This window comes from Pseudomonas sp. SDO5532_S415, assembly GCF_054071155.1.
This window is the reverse complement of sequence record NZ_JBSVWS010000129.1, coordinates 1-17,530: the sequence shown is the minus strand read 5'-3', so window position 1 is coordinate 17,530 and position 17,530 is coordinate 1. Positions and strand designations below refer to the sequence as shown.

The 17,530-nt window shown below is 62.7% G+C and carries 17 protein-coding genes; 8 read left to right on the top strand and 9 right to left on the bottom strand.

The features are described 5' to 3' along the window. Window positions 1–69: 69 nt before the first annotated feature. Genes ACW9HW_RS22495 through pedF form a run of 4 tightly spaced genes read right to left on the bottom strand, consistent with a single transcriptional unit; the run spans window position 70 to window position 3,136 of the window. Complete coding sequence (locus ACW9HW_RS22495; protein WP_457401796.1) at window positions 70–1,008, bottom strand: quinoprotein relay system zinc metallohydrolase 1; 939 nt, start codon at window positions 1,006–1,008, stop codon at window positions 70–72. A gap of 16 nt (window positions 1,009–1,024) precedes the next feature. Continuing rightward, window positions 1,025–1,786, bottom strand: coding sequence for a quinoprotein dehydrogenase-associated SoxYZ-like carrier (locus tag ACW9HW_RS22490; RefSeq protein WP_457401795.1), 762 nt, complete (start codon window positions 1,784–1,786; stop codon window positions 1,025–1,027). A gap of 9 nt (window positions 1,787–1,795) precedes the next feature. Then, the gene (locus ACW9HW_RS22485; RefSeq protein WP_095195027.1) at window positions 1,796–2,671 is read right to left on the bottom strand and encodes a substrate-binding periplasmic protein; all 876 of its coding nucleotides are present in this window, start codon (window positions 2,669–2,671) and stop codon (window positions 1,796–1,798) included. A gap of 3 nt (window positions 2,672–2,674) precedes the next feature. Beyond that, window positions 2,675–3,136, bottom strand: a complete 462-nt coding sequence (gene pedF / locus ACW9HW_RS22480) for a cytochrome c-550 PedF (RefSeq protein WP_457401794.1) — start codon at window positions 3,134–3,136, stop codon at window positions 2,675–2,677. Between the two features lie 253 nt (window positions 3,137–3,389). Here pedF and exaA point away from each other — a divergent pair, with 253 nt between their 5' ends. Continuing rightward, window positions 3,390–5,279, top strand: a complete 1,890-nt coding sequence (gene exaA, locus ACW9HW_RS22475; RefSeq protein ID WP_457401792.1) for a quinoprotein ethanol dehydrogenase — start codon at window positions 3,390–3,392, stop codon at window positions 5,277–5,279. Window positions 5,280–5,416: 137 nt separating this feature from the next. After that, entirely contained in the window at window positions 5,417–6,055 is a 639-nt protein-coding gene (locus tag ACW9HW_RS22470; RefSeq protein WP_457401791.1) for a pentapeptide repeat-containing protein, read from the top strand. Window positions 6,056–6,096: 41 nt separating this feature from the next. Here the strand turns inward: ACW9HW_RS22470 and ACW9HW_RS22465 are convergent, their stop codons facing one another. The 3 genes from ACW9HW_RS22465 to ACW9HW_RS22455 are packed head-to-tail and all read right to left on the bottom strand — an operon-like array spanning window position 6,097 to window position 8,119. Beyond that, window positions 6,097–6,735, bottom strand: coding sequence for a response regulator (locus ACW9HW_RS22465; protein ID WP_095195031.1), 639 nt, complete (start codon window positions 6,733–6,735; stop codon window positions 6,097–6,099). Continuing rightward, a complete protein-coding gene (locus tag ACW9HW_RS22460; protein WP_095195032.1) occupies window positions 6,732–7,994 on the bottom strand; it encodes a histidine kinase in 1,263 nt (420 codons plus the stop codon). The genes ACW9HW_RS22465 and ACW9HW_RS22460 overlap by 4 nt, the downstream gene beginning before the upstream one ends. A gap of 2 nt (window positions 7,995–7,996) precedes the next feature. Continuing rightward, window positions 7,997–8,119 carry a hypothetical protein gene (locus ACW9HW_RS22455; RefSeq protein WP_457401790.1) on the bottom strand — a complete coding sequence of 41 codons (123 nt, stop codon included), beginning with the start codon at window positions 8,117–8,119 and terminating at the stop codon, window positions 7,997–7,999. Window positions 8,120–8,276: 157 nt separating this feature from the next. Here ACW9HW_RS22455 and ACW9HW_RS22450 point away from each other — a divergent pair, with 157 nt between their 5' ends. The 6 genes from ACW9HW_RS22450 (at window position 8,277) to ACW9HW_RS22425 (ending at window position 13,498) form a co-directional block, all read left to right on the top strand. Continuing rightward, window positions 8,277–9,461, top strand: coding sequence for an ABC transporter substrate-binding protein (locus ACW9HW_RS22450; protein WP_457401789.1), 1,185 nt, complete (start codon window positions 8,277–8,279; stop codon window positions 9,459–9,461). A gap of 28 nt (window positions 9,462–9,489) precedes the next feature. Beyond that, complete coding sequence (locus ACW9HW_RS22445) at window positions 9,490–10,464, top strand: YVTN family beta-propeller repeat protein (RefSeq protein ID WP_457401788.1); 975 nt, start codon at window positions 9,490–9,492, stop codon at window positions 10,462–10,464. Beyond that, window positions 10,461–11,192 carry an ABC transporter ATP-binding protein gene (locus tag ACW9HW_RS22440; RefSeq protein WP_457401787.1) on the top strand — a complete coding sequence of 244 codons (732 nt, stop codon included), beginning with the start codon at window positions 10,461–10,463 and terminating at the stop codon, window positions 11,190–11,192. The genes ACW9HW_RS22445 and ACW9HW_RS22440 overlap by 4 nt, the downstream gene beginning before the upstream one ends. Beyond that, window positions 11,189–11,980 (top strand): ABC transporter permease, encoded by a 792-nt coding sequence (locus tag ACW9HW_RS22435; RefSeq protein WP_457401786.1) that lies wholly within the window; start codon window positions 11,189–11,191, stop codon window positions 11,978–11,980. The genes ACW9HW_RS22440 and ACW9HW_RS22435 overlap by 4 nt, the downstream gene beginning before the upstream one ends. Before the next feature lie 238 nt (window positions 11,981–12,218). Further along, a complete protein-coding gene (locus tag ACW9HW_RS22430; protein WP_095195037.1) occupies window positions 12,219–12,776 on the top strand; it encodes a PQQ-dependent catabolism-associated CXXCW motif protein in 558 nt (185 codons plus the stop codon). Between the two features lie 56 nt (window positions 12,777–12,832). Beyond that, a complete protein-coding gene (locus tag ACW9HW_RS22425) occupies window positions 12,833–13,498 on the top strand; it encodes a response regulator (protein WP_457401785.1) in 666 nt (221 codons plus the stop codon). Between the two features lie 122 nt (window positions 13,499–13,620). Here the strand turns inward: ACW9HW_RS22425 and nahK are convergent, their stop codons facing one another. After that, the gene (gene nahK / locus ACW9HW_RS22420) at window positions 13,621–16,254 is read right to left on the bottom strand and encodes a hybrid sensor histidine kinase/response regulator NahK/ErcS' (protein WP_095195039.1); all 2,634 of its coding nucleotides are present in this window, start codon (window positions 16,252–16,254) and stop codon (window positions 13,621–13,623) included. After that, window positions 16,184–17,347: a nitric oxide-sensing protein NosP gene (nosP, locus tag ACW9HW_RS22415; protein ID WP_457401784.1), complete on the bottom strand. Its 1,164-nt coding sequence runs from the start codon at window positions 17,345–17,347 to the stop codon at window positions 16,184–16,186. The genes nahK and nosP overlap by 71 nt, the downstream gene beginning before the upstream one ends. Window positions 17,348–17,530 lie beyond the last annotated feature (183 nt).

Sequence of the window (17,530 nt, the reverse complement as noted above, 5' to 3'; positions counted from 1 at the left end):
CAGCTGCAACTTTGCTGAATGACACACCGCTTTCGCGAGCAGGCTCGCTCCCACAGGGGATGGGGTGAGTCAGTTGTTTGCATTGGAATCCACCCGCGTCATCCGGGCGCGCTCATAGCGTGGGTACAAATGACTGACGCTGCGAATCAGCTCATAGCGACTCAGGCTGATCCCGGCGAATCGCTCGGGGATGGGGCTGCGGATCATTTCGGCCATGTCGCTGCCATGGGCCGCGCCCTCGCGCATCAACTGGTCGAGCCAGTTCAGGTAATCGCGCATTTGCGCAAAGGGTCCGGCATCGCGGGCGACCGGTCCATGGCCGGGCACGATCTGCGTCCAGGGCAACCCCTGCAGGGTCGCGATGTCGGCCAGCCACACCGACAGCCCCGGGCTGTTGGGCGTGGTCAGTGCCCGTTGATAAAACACCAGGTCCCCGGCAAACAGCACGCCGGTTTGCTGGTCGAGAATAGCCAGATCCGCACCGGTATGCCCACCCAGACTTAGCAGGCGCAGATCATGATTCCCAAAGCTTTCCACGCCAGGGGTCAGCGTAAGGTTCGGCAGCACCACCTCGGTGCCGCGCATCCAGTCCCCCACCAGCCGGTACATGTTCTCGGCCATGGCATCGCCTTGCTTGTGCAGCAGTTCGGTGGTGCCGGCCAGTGCACCAATCGGCACATCGGCAAACGCCTGGTTGCCCAATACATGGTCGGGGTGGTGATGGGTCAGCAGGACCCGGATCACCGGTTTGTCGGTGGTGGCGGCAATGGCCCGGCGCATGGCCTCGCCATAGCGCCTGGACGGGCCGCTATCAATCACCACGACGCCACGCTCGGTGACGATGAACGCGGTGTTGACGATGTTGCCGCCATTGTCCCTGGCGAAATTATCGGTGCTGCCTTCCAGCAGCCAGGTGTCCTCGGCGATCTGCCTGGGCTTGAGCGAATATTCGAGATCGGCCATGACCGGCAAACACAGGCCGATCAACAACAGCAGCATCCAGCGCATGACAGGTTCCTTCAGGTCAGGGTATGGCCGCATCGAATTGATTGCCGCTGTTATCGCGCAACAACAGCCGCGTCTGCCCTGCCCCTTCAATATCGAACGCCAGGCTGGGGTTTTCGCTGACGGCGGGGAACAGTTCAAGGCGCGCCAGCAGTCGATCATGCTGATTACGCAGCTCAGCCTGATTGATGAAAAACTCCGGGATGCCACTGACCATGCCGTTGTCCATCGGATGCGCCACCTGCAGGCGCAGGCGACTGAAATCCTCGCGCGGATACCGGCCGCCCATCACTTCACCGATGTGCTCTTCCCAACCGGCCTGGGTACGTACCACGCTCGGCGCGGTGCAGCCGCCACCGGCCGCATCAATCAGGGTCGAACCGACATGCCACAGGCCGTCACGGGTCAACACCGCCGCACGCAGGGGCGTGGCCTGCTCGACGCGGATGCGGATCGACAGCCACGGCAACACATCAGCCAGCGGCTCGAAATCGACGATTTTCGGCAAGGGGTTGAGTTCGGCCCAGGCGAGGATTTTCACGACATCGCCCTTGAACGCCCGGGCATCGATTTCCAGCGGCACCTGTCGCGCGTCCTCGGCAAATGGCGGCGCCAACAGCTTGACCCGCTCATCGAACACAAACGGCGCCTCGCCGAGCATTTGCTTGTGATAGAAGCTCCACATCACCGATGGCACCGGGTCTTTACCGGGAACGACGGCGGCGGCATGGGCCGCCACGCTCAAACAGCAGGCCAACAGACAACGCCTTTGCCATTTCATCGCCTGCTCCTATTGGTACATCTCGGGCACGTCGTAACGCAGGCCGTAATGGTCGTAGAGGGTTTTCGCCGAACCGTCGCGGATCAGGCTCTCCAGCGCCTCTTCCACGGCATAGGCCAATTGGCGGTTGCTTTCGTGTACCGCCATGCCGATCTCCCAGAGCTGCTTGCCCATGTTCGGGTAGGCGTTCTGCGCCAGGGCCCATTGTGGATCGGCTGCTTCATGCACCTGCCAGTCAATTTCGCCGCGCATGGCCATGACCGCGTCGACCTCGCCGGCCTTCATCGCAGCGAACGCCTGGGGCACGCCCGGATAGTGGCGGGTCTTGCCAGCGAGCATGCCGTTGAACACCGAGGTCAGGTAGAACGAGGGCACGCTGTCGACTTCGACGCCGATCGGGTGCTGCTCGAACACTGCGACGCTGGCGACCTTGTCCAGTCGGCGGCGGTCGTAGGCGACTTGCCATTGCTCATTCTGGTACGGCCCGAACATCACCACATGGCCGTTCTCCAGCTCGCCGAATTCGTTGCGCTTTTGCGCGTAGTCGCGGTCGTAAGGCACGCGCATCATCAGGTCGGCCAGTTGCTGATTGTGCAACGGGCTGCTGCGCCAGATGTAATCGCGCAGATCGTCGTCAAGCTTCTCGCCGGCAGGCACCCAGATCAGCGTCAGGCGCACGCCCAACGCCTTGGCCAAAGCCTGGGCGAGTTCCACGTCAACGCCACGGGGCTGACCGGACTGTTCAAAACTGTAGGGGGCAAAATCCTTGTAGACCGCCACCTTCAACTCGCCGGCGGCGATCATTTCGTCATAGTTGCGAACCTGCGCCTGCACCGACTGGCAGCACAGCCACACAGCGCTGATCAACACCGCGAGCAGGCGCATGGGTCACTCCTCGACGCGGACGCTGTCCAGATAGGTGCGCACCGCCCACAGGGCTTCCTGACTCAGGTAGTCGGCCATTTTCGGCATGTATACCCGACCGTCACGCACCGCGCCATGGCGCACCCGCTCCACGAACCACTCATCGCCCGACTCACCGGCGTCGAGCATGCGCAAATCCGGGGCGATCCCGCCCGACTTGGCTTCCAGGCCATGACAGGCCGCGCAGTTCTGGTTGTAGGCCGACGCACCGATCTCCACCGCCTTGTCGTGCTCCGGGGCCGTGCGATAAGGGTTCACGGCGGCCCAGCCATCGGCGTCCAGTTGCACCCCGGCCTCCTTGATCGGGGTCAAGCCCTGAGTGGCGACGGCCTGCGGCACCACATTGCCATGGGCCCAGACGGAACCCGCACTGATGAAACCGGCCAACAGCCCGGTGACGAGCAAGGCGTTGCGTTTTGTTGTCATTGTTATGCCCTCAGGATTGCACGCAAAACCTCTTGGCAGAGGCTATGGCAGCCATCTTAGAAACCCCGGGACCATGGCCCCATGCTGCTTTGGTGGCCGCCGTCTAATCCCTTGGTAGTAAGGCGTTGGACGGACTTCCAAATCAGGTGGTCCATGGGAAGTTTTCCCGGCAATGGCGGGACTTTTTCCGTATCCGTCGCACGCCCGGCGCCCCACCCTGTGCAGGTCAAAACCTCCACTGGGAACTGCAACCATGACAATAAGATCGCTACCCGCCCTTTCCCCCTTGAGCCTCGCCATGCAGGCTTTTCTGCTGGTCGGCAGCCTGTCCCTGAGCGCGGCCGGTTACGCCGAAACCGCACCGGCCACCACCGGCAAGGTGAGCTGGGAAGACATCGCCAACGATCACCTGACCACCAAGGACGTGCTGCAATACGGCATGGGCACCAACGCCCAGCGCTGGAGTCCGTTGGCCCAGGTCAACGACCAGAACGTGTTCAAGCTGACCCCGGCCTGGTCCTATTCGTTTGGCGACGAGAAACAACGCGGCCAGGAATCCCAGGCCATCGTCAGCGACGGCGTGGTGTACGTCACCGGTTCGTATTCGCGGGTATTCGCCCTGGATGCCAAGACCGGCAAGCGCCTGTGGACCTACAACCACCGCCTGCCGGACAACATTCGGCCCTGCTGCGACGTGGTCAACCGTGGCGCGGCGATCTTCGGCGACAAGATCTACTTCGGCACCCTCGATGCACGACTGATCGCCCTGGACAAAAACACCGGTAAAGTGGTGTGGAACAAGAAATTCGGCGACCACGCCGCCGGCTACACCATGACCGGCGCGCCGGTGCTGATCAAGGACAAGACCAGCGGCAAGGTGCTGCTGATCCATGGCAGTTCCGGCGATGAGTTCGGTGTGGTCGGGCAGCTCTTCGCCCGTGATCCGGACACTGGCGAAGAAGTCTGGATGCGACCTTTCGTCGAAGGCCACATGGGACGCTTGAACGGTAAGGACAGTACGCCGACCGGCGACGTCAAGGCGCCGTCGTGGCCGAACGATCCGACTACCGAAACCGGCAAGGTCGAGGCCTGGAGCCATGGCGGCGGCGCCCCTTGGCAGAGCGCCAGTTTCGATGCCGAAACCAACACGATCATTGTCGGTGCCGGCAACCCCGGCCCCTGGAACACTTGGGCGCGCACCTCCAAGGACGGCAACCCACGTGATTACGACAGCCTCTATACCTCGGGCCAGGTCGGCGTCGACCCGAGTACCGGCGAGGTGAAATGGTTCTACCAGCACACGCCGAACGATGCCTGGGACTTCTCCGGCAACAACGAGTTGGTGCTGTTCGACTACAAGGACAAGGACGGAAAAACGGTCAAGGCCACCGGCCATGCCGACCGCAACGGTTTCTTCTACGTGGTCGACCGCAACAACGGCAAATTGCAGAACGCCTTCCCCTTCGTCGACAACATCACCTGGGCCAGCCACATCGACCTCAAGACCGGGCGTCCGGTGGAAAACGAGGGCCAGCGTCCGGCCAAGCCGCTGCCGGGGGAAACCAAGGGCAAACCGGTGGAAGTCTCGCCCCCGTTCCTCGGTGGCAAGAATTGGAACCCCATGGCCTACAGCCAGGACACCGGGCTGTTCTACATTCCGGGCAACCAGTGGAAAGAGGAATACTGGACTGAAGAGGTCAGCTACAAGAAAGGCTCGGCCTATCTGGGCATGGGTTTTCGCATCAAGCGCATGTACGACGATCACGTCGGCACCCTGCGGGCGATGAACCCGACCACCGGCAAAGTGGTCTGGGAGCACAAGGAACACCTGCCGTTGTGGGCCGGTGTACTGGCGACGAAGGGCAACCTGGTGTTCACCGGTACCGGTGACGGTTTCTTCAAGGCCTTCGATGCGAAAACCGGCAAGGAGCTGTGGAAGTTCCAGACCGGCAGCGGCATCGTCTCGCCACCGATCACTTGGGAACAGGATGGCGAGCAGTACATCGGCGTGACCGTCGGCTACGGCGGCGCGGTGCCGTTGTGGGGCGGCGACATGGCCGAGCTGACCAAACCGGTGGCTCAGGGCGGGTCGTTCTGGGTGTTCAAGATCCCGAGCTGGGATAACAAGACCGCGCAGAAGTAATCCACCCCACCCCTCTCTGTGGGAGCGAGCCTGCTCGCGAAGGACTCGAGACCGCCGTGGTGCACCAGACACCCCGCGTCATCGTTGACGACCATCGCGAGCGGGCTCGCTCCCACAAGGGAACCCGGAGATTTGCCATGAACCATCTGCCTCTACTTCTTCTATTGAGCGTTACCACGGCGTACGCCCAAGACACCCCACTGATCATCAACGGCTGCACCATCGCTGAACACAGCCAATGCCCCGGCGCCGATCTCAAGGGCGCCAACCTGAGCAACCAGGACTTGCGCCACATGAACCTCAGCGGCGCCGACCTGCGCGAGGCCGACCTGCGTCATGCCCGCCTCGACCTGGCCAACCTGGAAAAGGCCCGGCTGCAAGGCGCCAACCTGACCCGCGCCAGCCTGCAACAAAGCAACGCGCGACTGGCTGATTTCACCTCAGCCAATCTGATGGCGATCCAGGGCTGGGGAATGTTCGCCCAGGGTGCGCAATTCGAGAATGCCAACCTCAGCGCCGCCTACCTGCAATTCGCCCGCCTCTCCGGGGCCAGGCTGCACCACACCAACCTGCGCGCCGCCGACCTGGAAATGACCTGGCTGAGCAAGGCCGACCTCAAGGACGCCGACCTCAGCGACGCCAACCTGCAAGAAGCCAAGCTGGGCGAAAGCAACCTGGCCCACGCCAACCTGAGCGGCTCGCGTCAGCATTATGCGAATTTCCAGGATGCGAACATGGAGGGCTGCACGGGGTGCCCGACGACGTGGGACAGGTGATTTTCAAAACAACACTCGCTCCCACAGTTCTCTACCCTGCGTCACCCCGCCTTGCGCACCACCCCCATATCAATCCCCAGGTGCACCAGTTCGGCATGGGAACTGACCTGCAGTTTGCTCTTGAGCAATGTCAGGTGATTGGACACGGTCTTGCTGCTGATGCTCAACTGTTCGGCAATTTGCCGCGCCGGGGTGCCTTTGGCGAGCATCACGAAAATCTCCAGTTCGCGCTGGGTCATGCTCTGCAGGCGCGGGTCGCTGGCGTCCTGTTGCGGATGGCAGGCCAGTTGAGTGGCCAGCGGCTGTTCGATGTAGGCATGGCCGGCGAGGACGCGGCGCACGGCCTCGATCAACACCTGCGGCGCCGAGCTTTTGGTCAGGTAACCCGACGCCCCGGCGTCCAGTGCCTGACGCACCAAAGGCAATTCATCGTGCATGCTGAAAAACAGCACCCGCAGTTGCGGCAGGCGTTGGCGCAGTCGTCGGGTGGTTTCCAGGCCACTGATGCCCGGCAAGCCGAAATCCATGATCACCAGATGCGGCACGCTTTCCTGGACCCGGATCAACGCCTCTTCACCGGTCGCCGCTTCACGGACTTCCATCGCCGGCAACACGGCGCGTAACAGGCTGGCGTAGCCCTGGCGGACTACCGCGTGGTCATCGACCAGCAGAATATTCATGAAGCCTCCAAAGGCATGCGCAAGGTCAGCGCCCATCCGGCGCCGGGGTAGCTGATGATGCGCAGGTCACCGCCCAGGCTGCGGGCGCGTTCGCGCATCGAATGCAGGCCGACGCCGGGGCGCCGGGATGGCGCGGCACCACGACCGTTATCGCGCACCAGCAGACGCAAGTGCGCACCGTGGTGTTGCAGACGAACCCGCACCTGACTGGCGTCGGCATGGCGGGCGATGTTGGTCAGGGCTTCCTGCAGCAGGCGGTACAGATGGGTCTTGTCCGCTGCCGACAGCGACGGTAACTGCGCACTGATCCGCAACTGACAATCGATGCCCTGGCGGCCCTGCCATTGCTCCACCAGCAAGGCGAAAGCGTCGGCCAGCGGCAAGTGCTGCAACACCACCGGATAGAGGTTGTGCACCAGCGCACGAAAGCCTTGTTGCAGATGCTCGCAGTTGTGTTCCAGCTCCCGTACCGTGCGTTCGACGGTCTCCGGTCGATCCGCCACCAGGCGCAACAGGCAAGCCTGGGCACGAATGCCGGCCAGGTACTGGCCGAGATCGTCGTGCAGGGTCTGGGCCAGCTGCGTGCGCTCCTGCTCCTGCACCGCCAACAGCGCCCGGGTCAGCCTGGCATTATCGGTACCGGCCTGTTCCAGTGCAGCGGTCATTCGGTTGAAATGCGCGGCCAGTTGCCGCGTCTCCGGTCCGCCCTGCGGACGCAAGCGCACCTTGAGCCGGCCAGCCGAAACCTGCTGCAACGCCCGCAGCAGTTCTTCGAGCAAACCCATGCCCCGTCGCACGGCCCAGCGGATGGTCAACAGACTGACCATCAGCGCCAGCGCACACAGGCTCAACAGTTGCTGCAGGGAATCCCGGACTTCATCGATTTCATCGCGCGGGTCCACGGCAATCTGCACCCGTCGGCCATCCGCCAGCGCCACCAGCCTTGCGCCATGAGGAACTTGCGCGAACAGCAGGCGCCCGAGCCAGGCATCGAGTCCGTCTTGCACCGGTAGTTGTGGCTGTTCGTCCGGCGCCAGCCAGCGTACGCGCACATGGCGCAGGCTGGCGGTCAGTCGTGGTTGCAGGGTGACCGGGTCACGCCCGGCGGTTTCGCTCAGGTACTCGACCACCGCTTCGGCCGATTGCAGTTCACGCTCCACATCCTCCAACGCCTGATGCATCAGCAACAGCATGCACGCCAGGGTGACCAGGGTGAAAAAACCGCAGACCCACAGATTGATCCGCCACAGGGCTGACATGGCTAGCGCCCCGGTGTCGCGGGCATGACCTGCAACGGCGCAAGACGCGGCGCGTGAAGCCGGTCGACGCCGATCAGGGTCAAAATCAGCAGAAACGGCAGGAGCAGCGCCTTGACGATACGCATGGTCAATCCCCTCCAGAGCAGTGGCCGTTGTCGACCATGCTAAAACCGCGCCGTCCGGGGTGGTCTACTACCTTGGTACTGGCCGGTTGGTACTTTCTGCATATTTCCACCACTGAATGGGCTTCCTATGCTGGCGCTACCTGTAATGGAGTGTCCTATGCGCCAGCTTGCCCCTTACGCCCTGTTCTACCTGCTGGCGATTGCCTGCGCCGCCGGGCTGGCCACCCAGAGCCAGGCCGCGGACGCACCGTTGCAGGTGCGGATCGGCTATCTGGGCTATCGCCCCGATCCCGGCCCGCTGCTGTCCAACGTCATTCCCGAACCCACGGACGCCGGGCAGCGCGGCGCTGAACTGGCGATCACCGACAGCAACAGCACCGGGCGCTTTCTCAATCACAGCTACAGCCTGGCCGGTGCCAATGTCGACAGCCCCGAAGCCTTGCTCATCGCTGCGAAAACCCAACATGAACAAGGGTTGCGCCTGTTTGTGGTGAACGCACCGGCCAGCAGCCTGCGCCAGCTCAGTGCCGCGCTGCCCGACAGCCTGTTGTTCAACGCCGGCAGCCCTGACGACAGCCTGCGCACCACCGATTGCCTGCCGAATGTGCTGCACAGTCTGCCGAGCCGGGCGATGCTCGCCGATGCGCTGGCGCAATTTCTGGTGCTGCGCAAATGGCAGCGGGCGTTACTGATCGTCGGCCCGACCGTGGACGATCAAGCCTACGCCACGGCTCTGCGCCGCGCCGCCAAGCGCTTCGGCCTGCAACTGGTGGCGGAAAAACCCTGGCGTTTCGATAACGATCAACGGCGCAGCGCCCAGGCCGATATGCCACTGTTTACCCAGACCGCCGAATACGACGTGGTACTGGTGGCCGATGAGCGCGGCGACTTCGGCGAATACGTGCCGTACCAGACCTGGTACCCGCGCCCGGTCGCCGGCACCCAGGGCCTGACCCCGGTGGGCTGGCACAAGACCGTGGAAACCTACGGCGCCACGCAGTTGCAAAAACGCTTCGAAGCGCTGGCCGGGCGCTGGATGAACGACCGCGATTTCGCCGCATGGATCGCCGTGCGCAGCATCGCCAGCGCCGTGAGCAAACTGCGCCAGAGCGACCCGATGGCCATCCGTAACCTGGAAATCAGCGATCAATTGCCGCTGGACGGTTTCAAGGGTCGCAAGCTCAGTTACCGGCCGTGGAACGGCCAACTGCGCCAACCGATTCCGATCGTGCAACCCCGGGCGCTGGTCAGCACCTCGCCCCAGGACGGCTTTCTGCACCCCTTCAACGAGATGGACAGCCTGGGTTACGACAAGCCCGAGGTGAGTTGCCGCTTTCCCTGAACACAACAACTACAACAAGGAAACTGCCATGCGCCGCACTCTGCTTTGCCGCTCCCTGCTTTCCTGGGCCGTGCTGCTCGCCGCCGGCCATGCCGCCGCCAGCACCGCCTGGGTCTCCAATGAAAAGGACAACAACCTGAGCCTGATCGACATGCAGACCCTGCAAGTCACCGAGACCCTGCCCGTCGGCCAGCGCCCCCGTGGTCTGCTGCTGTCCCATGACAACAAGTTGCTGTACATCTGCGCCAGCGACTCGGACCGGGTCCAGGTGATGGACGTGGCCACCCGCAAGATCATCAAGGAACTGCCCTCGGGCAAGGACCCCGAGCAATTCGCCCTGCACCCCAACAACCGCTGGCTGTACGTCTCCAACGAAGACGATGCGCTGGTCACGGTGATCGACACCGAGACCTCCAAGGTGCTCGGCCAGATCAGCGTCGGCGTCGAGCCCGAAGGCATGGCGGTCAGCCCCGACGGCAAGTGGGCGGTGAACACCAGCGAAACCACCAACATGCTGCACTGGATCGACACCAGCACCCAGACCCTGGCCGACAGCACGCTGGTGGATCAACGGCCACGCTTCGTCGAGTTCAGCAATGACGGTGTGCAACTCTGGGCTTCGGCGGAAATCGGTGGCACGGTGACCATTCTCGACGTCGCCAGCCGTAATGTGCTCAAGACCCTGAACTTCCAGATCAAGGGCGTTCACCCGGACAAGGTGCAGCCGGTGGGCATCAAGCTCAGCGCCAACGGCAAGTACGCGTTCGTGGCCCTGGGCCCGGCCAATCACGTGGCGGTCGTCGACGCCAAGACCTTCGAGATCCTCGACTACCTGTTGGTGGGCCGACGCGTCTGGCAGTTGGCGTTCACCCCGGATCAAAAACAATTGCTCGCCACCAACGGCGTCAGCGGCGATGTCTCGGTGATCGATGTCGACAGCCTCAAGGTCAGCAAGTCGGTGAAGGTCGGGCGTTACCCGTGGGGCGTGGTGGTGACGCCATGAACGCCTTGGAGGTCAGCGACCTGAGCTTCGCCTACGGTCCTCGGGAAGCGTTGCGCCAGGTGAATTTCAGCCTGGCGCCCGGGTGTTTCGCCGCGCTGTTGGGACCCAACGGCGCCGGCAAATCCACCCTGATCGCCCTGCTGACCCGACTCTATGAACTGCAGCAGGGTGATATCCGCGTCGGCGGCTGTTCATTGCGCAACGCGCCTCGTCCGGCGCTCAAGCAATTGGGCGTGGTGTTCCAGCAAAGCACGCTGGATCTGGACCTCAGCGTCGAGCAAAACCTGCATTACCACGCGGCGCTGCATGGCTTGTCTCGCCGCCAGACCGAGTGGCGGGTCGAGGCGGAACTGGCCCGCCAGGCCCTGGGTGAGCGCCGTGGCGAGCGGGTGCGCGAACTCAATGGCGGCCATCGCCGGCGGGTGGAAATCGCCCGCGCCCTGTTGCACGAACCGCGCCTGTTGCTGCTCGACGAAGCCAGCGCCGGCCTCGACCCGGCCAGTCGCCTGGCGCTCAACCGGCACATTCGCAACCTGTGTCACGAGCAACGGATCAGCGTGCTCTGGACCACCCATCTGCTCGATGAAGTACAGCCCAGCGACGACTTGTTGATTCTCCATCAGGGCCGCCTGGTGGCCAGTGGGCAGGCCGATGCACTGAGCCTGGAACACGGTGGTGACCTGGGTTCGGCCTTCACTCGCCTGACCACCACAGGAGTGGCCCGATGAACGCTTACTGGCAATGTTTCAGCGGTATCGTCCTGCGCGAATGGCTGCGCTTCGTGCTGCAACGCACACGTTTTCTCAGCGCCCTGGTGCGCCCGCTGCTGTGGCTGCTGGTGTTCGCCGCCGGATTTCGCGCGGCACTGGGCATCGCCATCATCGAGCCCTACGACACCTATATTCCGTACGAGGTCTACATCATTCCGGGCCTGGCCTGCATGATCCTGCTGTTCAACGGCATGCAGGGTTCGCTGGCGATGGTCTACGACCGTGAGATGGGCAGCATGCGCGTGCTGCTGACCAGCCCCCTGCCCCGGACCTTTCTGCTGTGCAGCAAGCTGCTGGCCACGTCGCTGATTTCACTGTTGCAGGTGTATGCCTTCCTGGCGATTGCCTGGCTTTACGGCGTGCAGCCGCCGGCCATGGGCCTGTTGATCGCCCTGCCCGCGCTGTTGCTGGTGGCGTTGATGCTCAGCGCCCTGGGGTTATTACTGTCGAACGCGATCCGCCAGCTGGAGAACTTCGCCGGGGTGATGAACTTCGTGATCTTCCCACTGTTTTTCCTGTCTTCGGCGCTGTATCCGCTTTGGAAAATGCGCGAGGCCAGCGAGTGGCTGTACTGGCTGTGCGCGGTGAACCCGTTCAGCCACGCGGTGGAACTGGTGCGCTTTGCGCTGTATGAGCGTTTCAATCCGCTGGCGCTGGGAGTTTGTGCGGGTTTGACGCTGGTATTCGCGCTCCTTGCCGTACTGACCTTCAACCCGCAGCATGCCGCCCTGCGTAAATCCACCTGAAGGATGTCCCAAATCCCTGTGGGAGCTGGCTTGCCAGCGATGGGGATCGCACATTCAAAATCAATGTCAACCGATGGACCGCTATCGCGGGCAAGCCCGCTCCCACAGGGATCTTCATGGTGCGTGGGATTGGCACAAAAAATTACTACTTTAGTACTGGTTTTACCTGTCTATCGTCGCATTCCCAACGCACCACGACTGGCATGTAATGGGCGCATAACGATAAGGATCAATCCCCATGCCGCGTGCCCGACGTCGTCTGTTGCGTCCCACTCTCGCTGCGTTGTCGCTCAGCCTGTGGCTGGGTGGCGCACACGCAGAACCCCCGCTGTTTTCCCCCGACGGCTATCGTATCGACCTGTACCGCAGCCCGACACCGAACCAGCTGCAAGGCGCGACCCTCATCGACACCCCGGCCCTGCAAATCCTGCTGGGGCAACACCCACGCCCGTTGTTGATCGACGTCTATCGCCGCCAATGGTTGCAAGGCCGTTTCATCGACGACCAGCCCCATGACAACCTGCCCGGCAGTCACTGGCTGGCCAACACCGGCGACGGCGAGCTGACGCCGCAATGGCAGGGCTATTTCGCGGGCAACCTGCAAAAACTGACCAACGGCGACCCGACACAACCGCTGGTCTTCTATTGCCGCGCCGATTGCTGGTTGAGCTGGAACGCGGTCAAACGCGCAGCCAGCCTGGGCTATAAGACGCTGTATTGGTATCGCGACGGCCTGGACGCCTGGCAAGCCGCCAATCTGCCACTGGCCCCAGCCCGGCCGGAACCCTTCCCCTGAGCTTTACGCGTGCGTGTTGTTGCCACACCATAATCAAAATAATGAGGTGAAAGGCTATGTACAAAATTCTGATTGCCGACGATCACCCGCTGTTTCGCGAAGCCATACACAACGTCATCAGCGATGGTTTTTCCGGCAGCGAGGTGATGGAAACCGCCGACCTCGACAGCGCCCTGGCACTGACCCAGGAACACGATGACCTGGACCTGATCCTGCTCGACCTGAACATGCCCGGCATGCATGGGCTCAACGGCCTGATCAACCTGCGCAACGAAGCGCCGACCATTCCGGTGGTGATTGTTTCCGCCGAACAGGACAAACAGATTGTCCTGCAAGCCATCACCTACGGTGCCGTGGGTTTCATCACCAAATCTTCGCCCCGCGCGCAAATGACCGACGCTATCCAGCAGATTCTCAATGGCAACGTCTACCTGCCCCCGGACATCATCCGCACGGCCAAAAGCAGCACCCACCGGCGAATGAACGACACCCCGAGCTTCCCGCCGGAGCTGCTCCAGGCCCTGACCCGCAAGCAGCTGCAGGTCCTGGAGCGCATGACCAAGGGCGAATCGAACAAACAGATCGCCTACGCCCTGGAAATTGCCGAAACCACGGTCAAGGCCCACGTCTCGGCGATCCTGCGCAAACTCAACGTACACAACCGCGTGCAGGCGATCCTGAGTGCCGGTGATATTGATTTCGGGTCGTATTTGCGGCGTTGAAACAGGTAGACCGCGGCGCTCCCATCGCTGGCAAGCCAGCTCCCACAGGGATTTGTGGGCGGCACACATCCATTGTGGGAGCTGGCTTGCCAGCGATGAGGCCAGCACCGACAACCGAGAAATCAGGGCCTGGCGAGCAAATGACTCATCGCCGTCTTCAACTTCATCGGCCGCACCGGTTTGTGCATCAGGGTATGCCCCAGCTCGCGGATCTGCTGTTTGAGTTCGTTGCTGTAATTGGCCGTGATCATCATCGCCGGGATCGCTGAGGCGCGACGGGCGTTGATCCGGGCCACGGCGTCGATGCCGTTGCGGTCGTTGTCCAGGTGGTAGTCGGCAATCAGCAGGTCAGCCTCGGCATGGTAGTTGTCCACCTGCCGCGCCAGATCTTCTTCCGACAGCGCCGTCACCACGCGACATCCCCAACCCTCGAGCAATGTGCGCATGCCGGCGCAAATGGTGGCGTCATTGTCCAACACCCAGATCCGCGCGCCGCGCAGCCGTTCGAGCATCGGTTCGCTCATCAGCAGGCTCGGCACCGGCTTGGGCGCGGTGGCGCTCATCGGCACCTCCACCGAGAACATCGAGCCCTTGCCCGGCCACGAGCGCACCTGAATGCGGTGTCCGAGAATCCCGGCGATTTTCTCGACAATGGCCAGGCCCAGGCCCAGGCCGCGATCCTGGTCCGGGCGCTGCACATCCCCGCGCTTGAACTCCTGGAAAATTTCTTCCAGGCGATTTTCGGCAATGCCCATGCCGCTGTCCCACACCTGAATCGACAGGCGCTGGTGCTGACGTCGGCAGCCCAGTACTACACGACCGCTGTAGGTGTAGCGTATGGCATTGCTCAACAGGTTGCGCAGGATCCGCGCCAGTAGCTGGATGTCACTGCGCACCAGAGCCGAACAGGGGATGAAATACAGTTGCAGTCCTTCGCTGCGGGCCACCTGGGTGTATTCGGCGGCGAGGTTTTCCAGCAGCTCGCTCAAGGCGAACGGTGCAATGTCGGCCTTGATCACGCCGGCATCGAGCTTGGAAATATCCACCAGGGTGCCCAACAGGTTCTCCACGTCTTCGAGGGAATTGCTGACATTGCGCACCAGAACCTCATTGCAGATCGGCTCGCGACGCTCCAGCAAGGCACTGGTGAACAGCCGTGCGGCGTTCAGCGGTTGCAGCAGGTCGTGGCTGACCGCGGCGAGAAACTTGGTCTTCGACAGATTGGCCTGCTCCGCTTCCAGCTTGGCCTCGCGCAAGCGTGATTCGACCCGGCGGCGTTCCTCGATTTCCCGCAGCAACTGGTCGTTGAGGGTGGTCAATTCGGCGGTGCGTTCGCGCACCCGCAGCTCGAGGTTCTGATAGGCCTGGTGCAGTGCTTCGGCGGTGCGGCGGCGTTCGGTGATATCGCGGATCAACACGAAAATCCCCACCACCTCGCCGCTGGCCAGGCGATTGGGCACGTAGGAGCGCAACATATAGCGTTCCTGATTGTTGACGTTGGTCTCGGCGAATTCAAAGGTCACGCTTTCCCCGGCCAGCGCCCTGGCCACATAGGATTCCAGCCGCTGGTAATGCTGCTCGCTGTGCACTTCGCGCAGGCTCTGGCCAAGCATCACGCCGCGCGGCCAGCAGTACCATTCCTCGTAGACCTTGTTGGTGAACTCATAGACCAGATCGGCATTGAGGTAGGCGATCAATGCCGGCACATGGTCGGTGATCAGGCGAATCCAGCGCTCGCTTTCACTCAGGGCTTCGGCGTGCTGGTAGCGTTCAGTGATGTCGGTGAAGGTGTTGACGAACCCGCCGGTGGGCAACGGATGGGTGCGGATTTCCAGGACCCGGCCGTCATACAGGCGCTGTTCGCACTCCTGCACCGGCCGCCCGTTAACACCACGGCTGGCCGGGGTCAGCAGGGTCAGTTCGCTGTCGGCGATCACTTCGGCAAACGGACGATGGGCCGCCACCGGGGCCAGGCCACTGAGTTCGAGGAACCGGCGGTTCCACAACTCCAGGATGCCCTCGGCGTTGACCATGGCCACCCCTTGGGACAGGTTGTCGACCGCCCGTTGCAACAGATGCGACTTCTGCGCCACCGCCTGCTCGCGGCGCACGGTTTCGCTGAGTTTGACGTCGGTGATATCGGTAAACAGGATCACCCGCCCGCCTTCCTGGGTAGGCCGTTCGCTGACTTGCAGCCAGCGGCCGTCCTGCAGGCGATACAGCAGGTTTTCGTCGGCATGCCCGCGGGGTTCTTCGGTAAACAGGCCGTTGCTCTGCATCAGGCGCTTGACCTCGGTCAGGCGCATGCCGGCGTTGATCCGCACCCGGCTGTTGCTCCAGAACGCCTTGAACCGACTGTTGAACAATACGATGCGCTGCTCGGCGTCGAACAATACGAAGGCATCGGAAATGCTCTCGATGGCATCGATCAGGTGCTGATGGGCGGTTTCGGCACGCAGGCGGGCTTCGCTGAGCAAGTGGTTGCCGGCCTTGAGCTCGGCCATGGCCTGGTTCAAGGCATCCGTGCGTTCGCGCACCTGCTCGGCCAATACCACCGAATGCTGGAACGCCGCGTACGGATCGTTGCCCCGGGTGATGCCGGACTCGATGCGCTCGATCAGTGCCGCGTTGATCCGCTGCAGCTTTTGATTGTCGTGCTGCAACCCGGCGATCCGGGCCTGGAGTTCAGCGCTGTCCGAGGGACCGGCCCCGGGCAATGGCGACGCCGGTGAAGGTCTGGTTGATGTGCATGCCATTGAACTGTTCTCCGTAGGTGTTGAACCCCATCACCCGCTGTTCGCGCAAAAACCGGCCGATCGGCTCCAGGTTGCCGTCGCCTTCGAGCTCCAGGCGCCTGAGGAAACAGTCACAGCCGATGGTCAGCAACAGGTCGCCAAGCCGTTCCTGCAAGCCGGCGAACAGGTTTTGCAGATTCGGCAGCATCGGGCCAGGCGTCATGGCGGTGAGGACGATGCCGTTCTCCACCGCGCAGTAGAAGCTCAGGCTCAGGTCCGGGTGAACCTGCTGGATGGCGCGCACGTAATAGTGCTCGTTGATCCGCACCGCCAACGGGTGCGCGGCGAAGACCCGGTGGTCGAGTTCAGCCACCGGCACGCCAATGTGCCGGGCGTACTCGGCGGCGGCCGGCTCGGCATTGAGTTCGAAGACCCGTCGCGAGGCGCTGTCGGCCCCGGTAACCACCAGCTTCTCCGCCCGAGGCAGGATGTGGTGGGTGGTGAACACTTCGAAATCCAGCCAGGTGTTGACCAGCACCACCACCGCCGCACCGCTATGGAAGCCGCCGTCGAAGTAAACATGGGTGTGGGTCAGGTAGTTGTCGTCGCCGGCCGAGCCACCGAAATGCGGGATGTCGCCCAACGCTGCACTCAAGGCCGCCAGGACCATTTCTTCCCGACTGGACAAGCCGTCGAGTAGCGTCAGGGCGAAACTGTTGCCCTTGATCGGTGCCAGCGTATTGCTGCGACAACCGCTGACCAGGCGCTCGACCATCTGTTGCGCGTCGATCAGGCTGAAGTGTTCCATTTCGTCGATCAGTTCGAGGGCAATGGAAAAGTGCCGATGATCGAAGCCCACCGCCGTCACGCAATTACGCCCGTAACCCAGCGGGGTGATCTCCCCGGCGCTGGTGCAACCGGCCAGGCGTATACCGCCGAATCCTTGCTGCAAGGCCTGGCCCAGCGCCTGCAAATCGTATTCGGCCGAACAGAAGAACAGCACGAAGCCCAGGTTCGGATGCAGCAACTGCCGCGCCAGCTCCTGCGTCACCTGCCGGGGATCGGTGGCCAGGGACATTGCGCTGACGACCCCTTCGCTCTGGAACTGCTGCATCATCGCCCCCCGCAGGTGCGTGTGTAGGAGGCACGAGTGTACGAAGGCTATGGGCGTGGACGTATGCTACTTGGGTAGCGGTCAGGGGCTTCGATGGGATGAGAGTCGGGTCGCAAACCCACCTGTCACCCTAAATCCCCTGTGGGAGCGAGCCTGCTCGCGAAGGTGTGTCAGTTACATAGG